General features: G+C 60.2%; 15 protein-coding genes. 6 read left to right on the top strand and 9 right to left on the bottom strand.

What is annotated here, in order from left to right; translation table 11 throughout:
• Nucleotides 1-106: 106 nt before the first annotated feature.
• The 6 genes from DHV10_RS25365 to DHV10_RS25340 form a co-directional block, all read right to left on the bottom strand.
• A complete protein-coding gene (locus DHV10_RS25365) occupies nucleotides 107-304 on the bottom strand; it encodes a hypothetical protein (RefSeq protein WP_109489223.1) in 198 nt (65 codons plus the stop codon).
• 194 nt (nucleotides 305-498) lie between these two features.
• Nucleotides 499-987, bottom strand: a complete 489-nt coding sequence (locus DHV10_RS25360; protein ID WP_109489222.1) for a hypothetical protein — start codon at nucleotides 985-987, stop codon at nucleotides 499-501.
• 178 nt (nucleotides 988-1,165) lie between these two features.
• Nucleotides 1,166-1,621, bottom strand: a complete 456-nt coding sequence (locus DHV10_RS25355) for a lipocalin-like domain-containing protein (RefSeq protein WP_109489221.1) — start codon at nucleotides 1,619-1,621, stop codon at nucleotides 1,166-1,168.
• 16 nt (nucleotides 1,622-1,637) lie between these two features.
• Complete coding sequence (locus DHV10_RS25350) at nucleotides 1,638-2,633, bottom strand: aldo/keto reductase (protein WP_109489220.1); 996 nt, start codon at nucleotides 2,631-2,633, stop codon at nucleotides 1,638-1,640.
• A gap of 33 nt (nucleotides 2,634-2,666) precedes the next feature.
• Nucleotides 2,667-3,386, bottom strand: coding sequence for a carboxymuconolactone decarboxylase family protein (locus DHV10_RS25345; RefSeq protein ID WP_109489219.1), 720 nt, complete (start codon nucleotides 3,384-3,386; stop codon nucleotides 2,667-2,669).
• A 25-nt stretch (nucleotides 3,387-3,411) separates the two neighbouring features.
• A complete protein-coding gene (locus tag DHV10_RS25340; RefSeq protein ID WP_109489218.1) occupies nucleotides 3,412-3,783 on the bottom strand; it encodes a DUF2255 family protein in 372 nt (123 codons plus the stop codon).
• A gap of 124 nt (nucleotides 3,784-3,907) precedes the next feature.
• On the opposite strand from DHV10_RS25340, the gene DHV10_RS25335 reads away from it, so the two are divergent.
• Nucleotides 3,908-4,795, top strand: coding sequence for a LysR family transcriptional regulator (locus DHV10_RS25335; protein ID WP_109489217.1), 888 nt, complete (start codon nucleotides 3,908-3,910; stop codon nucleotides 4,793-4,795).
• Between the two features lie 266 nt (nucleotides 4,796-5,061).
• Here the strand turns inward: DHV10_RS25335 and DHV10_RS25330 are convergent, their stop codons facing one another.
• On the bottom strand, nucleotides 5,062-5,619 hold the full coding sequence (locus DHV10_RS25330) for a sigma-70 family RNA polymerase sigma factor (RefSeq protein ID WP_204101527.1): 558 nt from the start codon (nucleotides 5,617-5,619) through the stop codon (nucleotides 5,062-5,064).
• Between the two features lie 84 nt (nucleotides 5,620-5,703).
• On the opposite strand from DHV10_RS25330, the gene DHV10_RS25325 reads away from it, so the two are divergent.
• The 5 genes from DHV10_RS25325 to DHV10_RS25305 all read left to right on the top strand — a co-directional run bounded on the left by DHV10_RS25325 (nucleotide 5,704) and on the right by DHV10_RS25305 (nucleotide 10,652).
• Nucleotides 5,704-7,815: a protein kinase domain-containing protein gene (locus DHV10_RS25325; RefSeq protein ID WP_109489216.1), complete on the top strand. Its 2,112-nt coding sequence runs from the start codon at nucleotides 5,704-5,706 to the stop codon at nucleotides 7,813-7,815.
• The gene (locus tag DHV10_RS25320) at nucleotides 7,758-8,330 is read left to right on the top strand and encodes a TolB family protein (RefSeq protein ID WP_162601883.1); all 573 of its coding nucleotides are present in this window, start codon (nucleotides 7,758-7,760) and stop codon (nucleotides 8,328-8,330) included. Before DHV10_RS25325 ends, DHV10_RS25320 begins: the two co-directional genes overlap by 58 nt.
• Before the next feature lie 79 nt (nucleotides 8,331-8,409).
• Nucleotides 8,410-9,621, top strand: a complete 1,212-nt coding sequence (gene uvsE / locus DHV10_RS25315) for a UV DNA damage repair endonuclease UvsE (protein WP_204101526.1) — start codon at nucleotides 8,410-8,412, stop codon at nucleotides 9,619-9,621.
• 315 nt (nucleotides 9,622-9,936) lie between these two features.
• Nucleotides 9,937-10,209, top strand: coding sequence for a 30S ribosomal protein S20 (rpsT, locus tag DHV10_RS25310; protein ID WP_109489214.1), 273 nt, complete (start codon nucleotides 9,937-9,939; stop codon nucleotides 10,207-10,209).
• A gap of 230 nt (nucleotides 10,210-10,439) precedes the next feature.
• Nucleotides 10,440-10,652 carry a hypothetical protein gene (locus DHV10_RS25305; RefSeq protein ID WP_109489213.1) on the top strand — a complete coding sequence of 71 codons (213 nt, stop codon included), beginning with the start codon at nucleotides 10,440-10,442 and terminating at the stop codon, nucleotides 10,650-10,652.
• 58 nt (nucleotides 10,653-10,710) lie between these two features.
• Here DHV10_RS25305 and DHV10_RS25300 read toward each other — a convergent pair whose 3' ends face one another.
• Both DHV10_RS25300 and DHV10_RS25295 read right to left on the bottom strand, forming a co-directional pair.
• Complete coding sequence (locus DHV10_RS25300; protein WP_162601882.1) at nucleotides 10,711-11,310, bottom strand: hypothetical protein; 600 nt, start codon at nucleotides 11,308-11,310, stop codon at nucleotides 10,711-10,713.
• A 368-nt stretch (nucleotides 11,311-11,678) separates the two neighbouring features.
• Nucleotides 11,679-12,254: an REP-associated tyrosine transposase gene (locus DHV10_RS25295; protein ID WP_239462040.1), complete on the bottom strand. Its 576-nt coding sequence runs from the start codon at nucleotides 12,252-12,254 to the stop codon at nucleotides 11,679-11,681.
• Between the last annotated feature and the right edge of the window lie 41 nt (nucleotides 12,255-12,295).

Below are 12,295 nucleotides of genomic sequence, written 5' to 3'. Positions count from 1 at the left end.
ACAATACAAGCGCAAAGCCCGCCGGCCCGATCGTCGCAGGACGACAGGCTTCAGCTCCGCCACCCGAGATACGAAATCCGGGCAGCGCTCAATCATTTGTCAGGCCCTATTTCGAGAAGATGCCGCCCTTGCCGCCGCGCCCATACTCCGCGGACGCCTTGTGCGCGGCCTTTCGCAGCATCTTGTTCAATCGCTTGCTTCCCATCGCAGAGGGCTCGGGCTCTCGCATGATGGGGTTGGGAGAATTGTCGGCCGCGGCTTTCTCGCTGTCGCTGCGCAAATTGAGCTGGATAAACCGTTCCATGGCGTGATCCTCCGCACCTATTGTGGCCCCAAATCAGTCGCCTTGAACGCCGGAAATCATCTTTTTTTGCGGTCGGTTGGCGCCTCACTTCAGGCTGGCTTCCCCGGGGAAAACCCTGATCCGGCCAGCTCAAATTGCTTGAAAAACAAGAGATCCGCGCCAACCGCGCGGATCTCGACAAGTTCGCTAAACCTTTACTCTCTACTGGTTCGCGAGGTTGGTTTCCGAGTTGCCAGCAGATAGGCAGTCTGCACCACGCACCCGGTCGAAAGCAGGTTTCCATTTGCGTCATAGTCCTGAATCGTTCCCGTTGCCGTGAAGTGCCCGTCCGTACCCAGGCTCACCGTGTTGTGCGCGCTCGCAAACGATGCGAACGTGCCGTCGGCCTTGTACCGGAAGAACCAGTACCGCGCCACATAGTTCTGACCTCCGGCTGGGCTCCACACACCCTCGCTGATGCCGCGCGAGGCGCTGTTCGCCGTCTCGGTGAACGAACCATCATGGTGATACGCCTGGATCGAACGGACGACCCGGATCGGCGCGCCCGTCTGGCAATTTGTCACCGTCACGCTCACGTCCCAATCGCCCTCGAGCGTGCCTCTCTCCTGTGCTGCCAGCGTCATCTGCACGGCCGCCAGGCCGAGAACCGCCATCACGCAATTCCGAAAGAAACTCTTTGTCATGTCACTCTCCTTTTCGGTTTGAACTGGGGATACGGATCAGACCGAGCGGGACCGTTCCGGACCGCGTTCTGATCGCCTTTGTCCCTCTAGGCGCAAACCGCCGGAGAAAACTGGCACGATCTCAAAAGAATTTCGGAATTTAGTTTTGGCCGAGCTCCGGAGACGCTAGTCCCCTAGCTTAGAAGCGTTCCCAGGTCACGGACCAGTGCTCCCCAGGGTCCGCCGAGCGAATGATCAAATGCCCGTCTGCTTTCAATTGATACGCACGGGCCAGGTCTTTGCCGACGAGAAGATCCCGCGTGACGGAACCTTGCACATGATGCGTGACGATGTGCTTTGCTTCGTCAAGGTCATAGCTGCCAAACGATGCTTCGTATCCACCCAATACATACTCGTTGTCTGGCGAATTGGCTGACTTTGGATACATCAGTTGTACAGACATGTGACCGTCGCGCGTGTAGATCAGCATGCCTTTCGGTTGCGGCTCATTGCCAACCGCACCGGACACATCGATTCGAACGAGATGCCATGCGCCGATCAGGGCATCTCTGTCCGAAGAACGCTTAGGAGACTGCGCCTGAGCGCCGGTCACGATCAATACAGTCGCGACCAGAAGCCATTGTAAAGTTTTCATCGTTGTTCTCCCAGACTCATCGCCCGACCAGCTTCTGATGGAACTCAGGGTATCGCGCTCCTTCGAGTTTGATCTTCGAGGACGCCTCTTCAAGCGAGCGCACGTCGTCTGCCGTGAGCTTTACATGCGCGGCTCCAAGATTCTCCTCAAGGCGCGAAAGCTTGGTTGTCCCTGGAATCGGCGCGATCCACGGCTTCTTCGCAAGAAGCCACGCGAGGGCGATCTGTGCTGGAGTGGCCTGATGCTTCGCTGCGTATGAAGTGATCACGTCCACAAGCGCCTGGTTCGCCCTGCGATTCTCTTCGCTAAACCGGGGCACGCTGTTGCGGAAGTCTGTGCTGTCGAATTTCGTATTCGCGTCGATCTTGCCGGTCAGAAATCCTTTGCCGAGCGGACTGAATGGCACGAAGCCGATACCGAGTTCCTCAAGCGTGGGCATCACGGTCTGCTCCGGCTCGCGCCAGAACAAGGAGTATTCGCTCTGAAGCGCCGTCACCGGCTGAACAGCATGAGCTTTGCGTATGGTCTGTGCACTCGCCTCTGAGAGGCCGAAGTGCTTTACTTTGCCTTCCTGTATGAGATCTCGAACCGCTCCAGCGACATCTTCAATGGGAACGTTCAAGTCAACGCGGTGTTGGTAAAACAGGTCGATGACATCAGTCCTTAGCCGCTTCAGGGACGCCTCGGCCACCTGCTTGATGTGTTCGGGCCTGCTGTTGAGCGCGCTCCAACGATCACTGTCGCCCGGATTGGGCTCCCAACCGAACTTCGTTGCAATCACTACCTTTTCGCGGTAAGGCGCCAGCGCTTCACCCACGAGCTCTTCGTTCTCGAGCGGACCGTAGACCTCAGCTGTATCGAAGAACGTCACGCCGCGTTCCACAGCAGCATGGATCAGCGAGATCATCTCCTGCTTATCTTTCGCCTGCCCATAGGACCAGCTCATCCCCATGCAGCCGAGGCCCAGCGCCGAAACTTCCAAACCGTTGTTTCCAAGCTTTCGCTTTTCCATCACTCACTCCAATCCTTTGCAAACATAACTTAGCTAGTTCTTTCGTCCCGCGAACACGTCTTTGAAGACGGGTAGAGCCGAAAAGATCGTCGGCCAGCCGGAGTAGAAGGCCATGTGAGTAAGCACCTCCGATGCCTCATCGCGCGTGAGGCCGCTGTCCATAGCCCGATTCAGGTGATACGGAATCTGCGCGACCTGACCAGCCGCCACGAGCGCAACCACGGTCACCAGACTCCGATCGCGCGGGGCAAGTGCTGGCCGGATCCAAAGGTCGCGAAAGAGGAACTTCGCGGTGTTGTCAATTACGCCCTGTGACGTATCTCCGAAGTTTTCCTGCACCTGCGCAGCTCGCTTTGCCTCAGCTTCTTCGTTGAGCGGAAGCAGTTCCGGCGAGATCTCAGGAAGCTGGTCCGCGCCAATGCCACGTGATGCAAAAATGCCTTGCAGGACGTCTACCGCCTGAAACGCGTTCGACCAGCCGCAGTAAAAGGCAAGATGCGTCACGATCTCCGAAACCTCTGCAGGAGTCACACCACTGTTGAGGGCAATTGCAAAATAGTGCTCCATCCCGATGGTCTGTATGCGTGCGATCAGCGTCGCGACGGTCACGATGCTTCGATCTCGTCTTGATAGTCCCGGCCTGTTCCATACGCCTTCGACCACTGCACTCCTGGTGTAGCTGGCGAGAGCGGGTGACACTGCCTGCACATCGGCTGGGGTGATCGTAGAACGAAATGTGTTGTTAGCCGCCATCGAAATCTCTCCTTTGATTGCTCTCTCAGCGAGGCTTGATCTTCACTGTTGCCGAGCCTGCACGGTTCCCGATCATCGGGGCAAGGTAAGGGCTACCCTCGTACTTCGCTCGATACGCCGCATCAATCGCTTCATTGATGATGCCCTCAACGGGTTCAAAGACGACCTCCTTTTCGATCCCGGCCACGCGCACTCGCCCATTCTTCTGAGCCACGGCTGCCTTGTACCACCGCGAGTTCTTTCCGTTGTACGCGCGGACATAAAGAGCGCCGTCGACAACAACCGACCAGATCCAGGTTGGCGTCCCGTAGGTCACGCCATCCTCGCGGAAGGGCGAGATGTGAAGATCGTCGGCTGTCGCGATCGTTGCCAGTTCGGCACTTGTCCAGTTGCTCATTATTCACCCTCCTGCAACTCACCAGATTCGGCGGGTCAATCAGTGACTTCACTGATTATGAGACGACATCTTTTACCCTTATGATCCACTTGTTTCGGCATGGCGACATGAGTACGATTCATAAATGGTCAGAAGCGAGCTGCCGGATTTAGCTGCATTCGCAACGGTCGTGGAAGAGCGCAGCTTCACACGAGCAGCAGCTCGGCTCGGCGTTTCGCAGTCTGCACTTAGTCACTCCATGCGCAGTCTCGAAAAGCGCATGGGCGTACAGCTCATCGCAAGGACGACACGCAGCGTCTCCGCGACAGCCGCAGGCGCCGCGCTGTTGCAGGAAGTGGCGCCTGCTTTGGAAAAGATTGGACGAGCTGTTGCGGAAACAATGCAACTTCGAGAGCGTCCGGCGGGCAGAATCAGACTCATCATTCCTCGCTCGGCCGCAGAGATGGTGCTGATGCCGAAGCTCGCCGCATTCACTCGGAAATATCCGGACATCGTGCTGGAAGTTACTTCTTCCAATGATCCCGTCGACCTCGTGGCTGGCGAATATGATGCTGGTGTTCAGCTGGGAGAGTACATACAGCGCGACATGATTGCTGTTCGCGTGACTGGAGAGATGCGTCTGGCCGTCGTGGGCTCTCCGGCCTATTTCCAATCGAACCCCATCCCCAGGCACCCGCGAGACTTGAAAGACCACCCATGCATTGGCTTCCGCTTCACGAATGGCTTGTATCGATGGGAATTTGAGAAGGGCCGGAAAGCACTCACCGTTAGTCCACAAGGCCCCGTTTCATTCGATGATCCCGACCTGGTGATCCAGGCAGTGTTGGACGGAGTCGGCATTGGCACATCGATGGAGGGGAATCTTGCGGTGTTGCTGAATCGAAGACGCCTGGTGCAGGTGCTACAGGACTGGTGCCCTTCGTTCCCCGGATACTTCCTCTATTACCCGAGTCGCCGAAACCAGCCAGCCGCCTTGGCAGCGCTAATTGAAACACTCCGCGTTTCAGACTAGGCCAGTCGGAGCGGGCAAGTTGCCTGCGGTCACGCCTCTCCTGGGTTTACGCCAAAACGCCACGTCACTCGTCGAGCCGTAAACCGAGTTCTGGTCCAATCACCGCCGATACGGAAGGCTTCTTTCACCAGAATGGCCTGCGGGCTGGATTGTGGACCGGTGTTGCTTGCCCGGCCGTCGATCCGAAATGCGGGCAGCACGACATCACTTCCCGCTCAGCTCCGCGTGCAGCCACGAGCGCGCAAACTTCCAGTCGCGCATTACCGTCACTTCCAGTCGCGCATTACCGTCTCCGCGGACACACCCACCACCTCAGCGGTCTCTTCCACGCTCAATCCGCCGAAGAACCGCAGTTCTACGACCCGCGCCTTGCGCTCATCCATCTTCGCCAGCGTTGTGAGCGCGTCATCCAGCGCCACCAGCTCTCCGGCGCGGCTACCGCTCAGATCCGGAATCTCATCCAGGTTCACCTTCTCCGCGCTGCCGCCGCGCTTGGCCGAGAGCCGCTTGCGCGCGCGGTCCAGCAGAATGTGACGCATGATCTGCGCCGACACCGCATAGAAATGCGCCCGGTGCTGCCAGTCGACGTTCGTCACATCGATCAGTTCCAGATAAGCTTCGTGAACCAGCGCGGTCGCCTGCATCGAGTCGCCCGCGCGCTCATTTTTGAGCTGGTGCCCCGCAATTCTGCGCAGCGTCCGGTACACCCGCGGCGTCAACCGCTCCAGCGCTCCCTGGTCCCCATCGGCCCAGGCGCGCAGAAGCTGCGTCGTCTCTGACGTCTCGTCCCCCCCGGAATGCGATCCAGACCCGCTCTGCGTCACGCCGCCTCCGCCTCAGCCGTGTACAACCGTCTGCAGTCGGCGTCATAATACCATCCACCCAATCCAGATGAGGTTGCTCTGCCCTTGACTTCCCAGCGCTGGCGCCAGATCGAGGCGTTGTACCACTCCGCCTGTGAGCGCGGAGCAGCCGTGCTCGACGGCGCCGACCCCGATCTTCGCCGTGAAGTCGAGAAGCTTCTCGCGCAGGACTCCGCTAGCGGCCCGCGGCTCCTCGATCACAGCGCCTCCGACCTCATCCGCGACCTCATCGAAACGCCGGTCTCACCCGGAGCCCGCCTCGGCCCCTACAAGATCGAAGCGCTCCTCGGCAAAGGCGGCATGGGCCAGGTCTTCCGCGCCACCGACACCCGGCTCACCCGCCGCGTCGCCATCAAGATCTGCAACGAGCCCTTTCTCGACCGCTTCGAGCAGGAAGCGCGCGCCATCGCTGCCATCAGCCATCCCAACGTCTGCACCCTCTACGATGTCGGCCCCAACTACCTCGTCATGGAACTGGTCGACGGCGAAACCCTGGCCGCCCGACTCAAACGCGGCAGGCTCTCCCTCGCCGACACCCTTCGTTACGGTGCGCAGATCGCCGAAGCACTCGCCATCGCCCACGCCGCCGGCATCATCCATCGCGACCTCAAGCCCGGCAACATCATGCTCGCCAAATCCGGTGGCAAATCCGGCATCAAGGTCCTCGACTTCGGCCTCGCCAAATCGGACGTTGATCTCTCCCTCACCGAGCCCGACGGCGTCATGGGCACTCCCGCTTATCTCGCACCTGAGCGCCTCGAAGGCAAAGACGCCGATCCCCGCTCCGACATCTACGCCCTCGGCCTCATCCTCGCCGAAATGGCCACCGGCAAACGCAGCGCCGATCCCACCGACTTGGCTCCTCAACTGGAACGCGTCATTCACCGCTGCCTCCAGCCCGACCCTGACGAGCGCTGGCAATCCGCGCGCGATCTCAAATGGGAGCTTGAGTCCATCGCGGAAGCTCCCGCCGCGCCGCCTGCGCGCAGACACAACCTCCTTCTCCTCTCCGCTCTCGCCGCGGTCGTACTCCTCGCAGCCGCCCTCGCCTTCACATACCTCCGGCCCAGCGCACCACCGCAACCGCTCACGCGCACCAACATCCTTCTCCCCGAAAAGTCTCTTGTCCGCTCGCTCGCCGTCTCTCCCGATGGCCGCTACATCGCAATCGTCCTGGTCAAAGACGGCCGCCAGCAAATCTGGGTTCGCGCTCTAGACGCGACAGAACTCACCCCACTCGCCGGCACCGACAATGCCGTCGATCCCTTCTGGTCAGCCGACAGCCGCCACCTTGCCTTCTTCGCGGACGCCCGTCTGAAAAAGATCGATCGCTCCGGCGGACCGGTGCAGACCCTGTGCGATGCTCTGGGCGCAGTCGGCGGCACCTGGAACCAGAATGGCGACATCCTCATTGGCGCACTTACCGGCGTCCAGAGAATTTCCGAATCCGGCGCACTCCGTTCCGAGCTCCCCGGCAACGCCACGTATCCAGCTTTTCTTCCCGACGGACAGCATTACGTAAGCCGACGAGCCACCGGCGTCTGGCTCAACTCCCTCGATGGCCATGACGAGCGTCAACTCCTTCCCGACATTTCGCGCACGGCAATCGTGGATGCTCCACCCGGCAGCCACATCGGAGCCATCCTGTTCACCCGGGCCGGAACACTGATGGCCCTGCCTTTCGACTACAAAAACCTCATCGCGGCGGGCGAGCCATCCGCAGTCGCCCAGCAGATCGGGCTCGGCACCAACTCCAGCGCTCTCCTCGCAGCTTCATACAACGGCCTCCTTGCCTATATTTCCGGCCAGAACAGCCAAAGACAATACACCTGGCGCGACCGCGACGGAAAAACCATCTCGCTCTTTGGCGATGCCGGCGGAGTGGTCGGAATTTCCCCTGATGGCAAGCGCCTCGTCGGCGATCCCTCCGGCGTCATCACCCTCCTCGATTTCGCTCACGGCTCCACAACGCGCCTCACCTTGGGTGCTTACGGCGGGATGAATCCTGCCTGGTCCTCCGACGGACGCTATGTTGCCTACAACGGCGAACACGGCATCTCCGCAAAGCCGCCGACGGGGGCACGCCGCAGGAACTCATCGTGCGTTCCGACACGCTCGCCGTTCCCAAAAGCTGGTCGCCCGACGGCCGCTATCTGATCTATGCGCAAATCAATCCCGGCACGGGCGCCGACCTCTTCGCGCTCCCCATCGGCCAGCCCGGCTCCCATCCCCTGGTTCTTGCTCAGACGGCCGCGACCGAAGACCAGGGCCAGTTCTCCCCAGACGGCCGCTTCGTCGCCTACACCTCCAACGAATCCGGCGAGAGCGAAATCTACGTCGTCCCCTTTCCGCCTGCTCCCGGTGCGGGCCGCTGGATGGTCTCCCGCGGCGGCGGCGTTCAGCCCCGCTGGCGCCGCGACGGCAAAGAGCTCTTCTACATCTCGCCCGACTGGAAGATGATGGCCGTCGACGTCTCCACGCATCCCACCTTCCACTCCGGCGAGCCGCACGCGCTCTTCGACACCCACATGGTCGACACCGGCATCCGCACCGGGCCCATGAGCTGGGACATCGCGCCCGACGGCAAGCGCTTCCTCATCGTCAGCGACAACTCCGAGGGCACCTCGTCGCTCAACCTCATCCAGAACTGGCGCTCCGACTCCGCAAAATAGCTCCCCGCAACACAACATCGCGCCACGCCCGCGAATCTCATCCAGTTGCACCAATCATCCCCAACGAGATTCCCAGGTGATGACCCCAGCGAAGAAACCCGCCGACCCAGCCAAACTCAAGGCGCAGAAAAAGCGCGACGCCCGCGCACGCCTCAAAGAAGAAGCAGCCGCAGCCGCCGAAGCGCGCGCCAACAATCCGCTCTTCCGCTGCCCCGATCTCGATTCCCTTCCCGCAGCCACCTTTCCGCGCGAAGCCATGCGTCTCGGCTTCGCCGTCAAGGTGATGGGACAGCCCGGCCTCAAGTCCAACGACACGCGCCGCTGGCAGCAGAACCCACACCTCAAAGTCTCCCTCGGCTATCTCTGCGAAATCTTCGAGTATCTCCGCAAGCACGACATCCACATGTACCGCATGTCGTCCGACATCGCGCCCTACCAGACGCACCCCGACATGCCGCAGTTTCACAACATGATCAACGAGTCGCGCGACGAACTCGCATTGATCGGCCGCCTCGCGCGTCAGCAGGATCTGCGCCTCTCCTTCCATCCATCGCAGTACATTGTGCTCAACAGCGACAACGAGCAGCTCACGCAAAAGTCCATCGCCGACCTCGAGTCGCAGTCCGAGATGCTCGACCTCATGGAGTGCGGCCCTGAAGCGGTCCTGGTCATCCACGTCGGCGGAGCCTACGGCGACCGCGCCTCCGGCTGCGACCGCTGGTGCGCCACATGGTCCCGACTCTCCGAACGCGTGAAGCGCCGTCTCGTTCTCGAGAACGACGACATCCGCTTCTCCGCGGCCGACGTGCTCTCCATCCACGAGCGCACCGGCGTCCGCTGCGTCTTCGACTACCAGCACCACTGGTGCTTCAACCCCGAGGGCCTGCCGCTGCTGCCCACGCTCGAGCGCTTCCTTCGCACCTGGCCCTCCGGCGTCCGCCCAAAAATCCACTACTCCTGCGCGCGCACCGAGATGCGCGAGATCAAACGCAAGAACCGCAAGACCGGCCTCCTCGAAACCGTCCTGCAGCCGCCGGTCTGGACCGGCCACGCCGACTACAACAATCCCTTCGAAACCATTCCCTTCCTGCGCTCCATCGCCCACCTCGACACCGACATCATGCTTGAGTCCAAGGCCAAGGACCTTTCCCTGCTCCGCCTCCGCGCCGACATCGCCCGCTACGCACCCGACCTCGCGCCGCGCTACGCGATCTCCGCCGCTGCAGCCGCAGACGACGCCGAAGAAATCCCCGTCACCGACGACCCAGATCCCACGGCCGAAGCAGCCTGATCATCTGAATGGGTTTGGAAGGGCACGACTTGTGAATAGGTCACGACTTTAGTCGTGCCGCTAAACTGCCCAAATGTGCAGGGCTTTAGCCCCTGAGGGAAAGGCTCTGCTGTTAACGAGTTTTTCAGCTGGCTCATCAGCCCCGGACGCCTTCCCCCGGTTAACCCGTTGACCCACAACCCGCTTTCCCGTAGACTGGAAACCTGCGAGCGATGCGGTGTGTCTGCATTCCGTCCCGCATCCAGATCAGCACCCGGGCACACTGGCCCGACACTTTCTCCCTGACAACTCAGGGCTTACGACGAAGGAAGCACAATGGCAAACCACGTATCAGCGCTGAAGCGCGCCCGTCAGACCGAGAGCCGCACCGCGGTCAACCGCAACAACCGTACCCGCGTGCGCACCAGCCTCCGCGCCCTCCGCGAGGCCATCGCCAAGGGCGACGCCAATACCGCTCACACCCAGTTCCGCGAGACCGTCTCCGCCCTCGACAAGAGCGTCCAGAAGGGCGTCCTCCACAAGAACACTGTCTCCCGCTACAAGGCCCGGCTCAACGCCCGCCTCAAAGCCATCACCGCGAAAGCTTAGTATTCTCCTGCAGTAAGCATGGCTGAAGCACTTACGGCCGGGACCAGCGTCCCGGCCGTAATTATTTGTCGCTCAACAACTTTCCCCATCCCTGATCCCTGATCCCTGATCCCTAGTCCCTAGTCCCTAGTCCCTAGTCCCTAGTCCCTTGAACAAGGTAACGTGATTACCTTTATTCACCCCAGCGGTTACCTGACCCATTTCCGGACATTCTCGGGCAAGATGGGTTCATGCAGTCGGCCTACTCCCTCTACAAAATCGTCGACAGATACGCCTCCGAGATCGAGAAGCTGAACCTCAACACGGCCCAGCTCGCGGAGTACAGCACCGTCCTCAACCAGCTTCAGCGCCAGGTCGAATCCGGCGAACCGAGCTACAAGATCGTCAATCTCTGGCTCGCCTACCTCTCCAAGCTCTCCATCCGCTTCGCCGAATCCGTCTAGGGCAGGCTGTGCCTAGTCGGAAAACAGCCGGAGTGGCTGCTTTCCTACATGTCCTGCATCATTTTCCTTTTTCTTTGTCATCGCCATAGGCCCTGCGGAAGATCTCGCGTCGTTCCTCATCGAGGCGCAGATCTTTGGCGATGTCGCGGCCCAGGCGGTTGCGCGCGGCTTTGGCGGTGTAGTTGGGCGGAGGCGAGAAGAAATCTCCTGGAAACTCGGACTCGGAGACGAGGCGCGTCTTACAGGTATTGCGCCTCTCGCAGTCTTCACAGTCCTGCGGAGGCTCGCAGGAGGTGGACTCCGGAGCAATCAGGCCTTCTTCCTCATCTTCGATGACATCGCGAACGGTCTGACCTGGGGGCTGGCTGCGCAGCGAGGCCTTAAGGATAGACGTGGCGACCTGGAGGCCGTAGAAGAGCGTGCCAGCCTTATCGCGGTCGATATGGCTGTCGCCGTAGTGACGTATCACCTGGTTAACTGCGGCTATAAGACCGGCTGGGTCTTCGACTGAAGGCAACATGAGCGGGTCGGTTGCTGTGAGGGTTGTGCGCGCGAGACGGCGCGATGCCATATGGTGATAGCAGAACGCCTTGCCTCTTACGGCAGCTGCTCGACACTTGTGACCACTGAGCAGAATATGACGACATTCGTAGTACATTGATTCTCCTTAGGCCCTACCCCCATACACCTTGTGAACAAGTTCCTTGGTTGCTGAAGCTTGCAGGAGGGATGTAGCGCCATGTGTATCTCAACATTGAAGTTAGCTGTAAGTGCCTCTCTCCGTTGAATTTGGAGGAGGAGAGGCTTCGCGGCCTTTGAGCTTCGTAACTGCTCCCCGGTCCCCAAATGCGAGGGACCGGGGGCACCCGGTCCAAAACCTTGAGCTAATTCCATTGTGACGAAAAATGCGAATTAGACTGCAAACTTGCGGAGTGGGCCCTTTCTGATCTGGAATGAGGTATTTAGGGGAACGGATGTAGGAAGGGAAACTTGACAGAAGAGCGCCGCATCACGGCCGCTGCCTGACTAAAGCGTGGGTGCCCCCGGTCCCTCGCATTTGGGGACCGGGGTTGTCGGTGATTCGAGCATTTGGTCGCGCATCCACGCGGGCATCCGCCAGTGTCGTTCGCGGGCGGTCCATTCGGACTCGATTTCAACCACGCCGCGCTCTCCCGTCACGTAGTGGCGGAAGCTGCTCCATGGATAGTGTTCGGGTGTGAGAGCGAGCCCTCGTTTCACGGGATTGCGATGGATATACCGGAGCTTCTCTACGAATTTCTGATGTGAGGAGATGTTGAAGTCGTAGTAGTGAGCCTGCCAGAAGGGGCGTTCACGGCGGCGCAGGGTGACGGACAACTTCACAGCTTTGACAGCGTCAGACAGATGCGCCCGCGCGGGCTCGTTGATGAGCAGATGCACGTGTTCCGGCATGACCACGTAGCCTGCGAGAACGAAACGATAACGCAGGCGAGCGCGTTCGAGCGCGTCTTCGAAGAGCTCCATTGCGCCGACTGTAGAGAGGTAGGGACGGCGCTGATAACAACTCCAGGTGAGGAAATGAAAACCGCCGGTGTGATGGTAACGAAGTCGCTGGTCTTTCACTTACCGCTAACATACTGGGGGCCGGACATTGTCAGCGGTGA

The organism is Occallatibacter savannae (genome assembly GCF_003131205.1).
GTDB lineage: Bacteria > Acidobacteriota > Terriglobia > Terriglobales > Acidobacteriaceae > Telmatobacter > Telmatobacter savannae.
Note: the sequence above shows the minus strand (reverse complement) of the source record. Positions and strands in the feature narration are given on the sequence as shown.

Bases quoted from the DNA above. Each gene is read 5' to 3' on its own strand.
- DHV10_RS25305 (WP_109489213.1), top strand. From the start codon at position 10,440: ATGCAGTCGGCCTACTCCCTCTACAAAATCGTCGACAGATACGCCTCC.
- uvsE (WP_204101526.1), top strand. From the start codon at position 8,410: ATGACCCCAGCGAAGAAACCCGCCGACCCAGCCAAACTCAAGGCGCAG.
- DHV10_RS25360 (WP_109489222.1), bottom strand. From the start codon at position 987: ATGACAAAGAGTTTCTTTCGGAATTGCGTGATGGCGGTTCTCGGCCTG.
- rpsT (WP_109489214.1), top strand. From the start codon at position 9,937: ATGGCAAACCACGTATCAGCGCTGAAGCGCGCCCGTCAGACCGAGAGC.
- DHV10_RS25350 (WP_109489220.1), bottom strand. From the start codon at position 2,633: ATGGAAAAGCGAAAGCTTGGAAACAACGGTTTGGAAGTTTCGGCGCTG.
- DHV10_RS25365 (WP_109489223.1), bottom strand. From the start codon at position 304: ATGGAACGGTTTATCCAGCTCAATTTGCGCAGCGACAGCGAGAAAGCC.
- DHV10_RS25300 (WP_162601882.1), bottom strand. From the start codon at position 11,310: ATGTACTACGAATGTCGTCATATTCTGCTCAGTGGTCACAAGTGTCGA.
- DHV10_RS25340 (WP_109489218.1), bottom strand. From the start codon at position 3,783: ATGAGCAACTGGACAAGTGCCGAACTGGCAACGATCGCGACAGCCGAC.
- DHV10_RS25335 (WP_109489217.1), top strand. From the start codon at position 3,908: ATGGTCAGAAGCGAGCTGCCGGATTTAGCTGCATTCGCAACGGTCGTG.
- DHV10_RS25345 (WP_109489219.1), bottom strand. From the start codon at position 3,386: ATGGCGGCTAACAACACATTTCGTTCTACGATCACCCCAGCCGATGTG.
- DHV10_RS25355 (WP_109489221.1), bottom strand. From the start codon at position 1,621: ATGAAAACTTTACAATGGCTTCTGGTCGCGACTGTATTGATCGTGACC.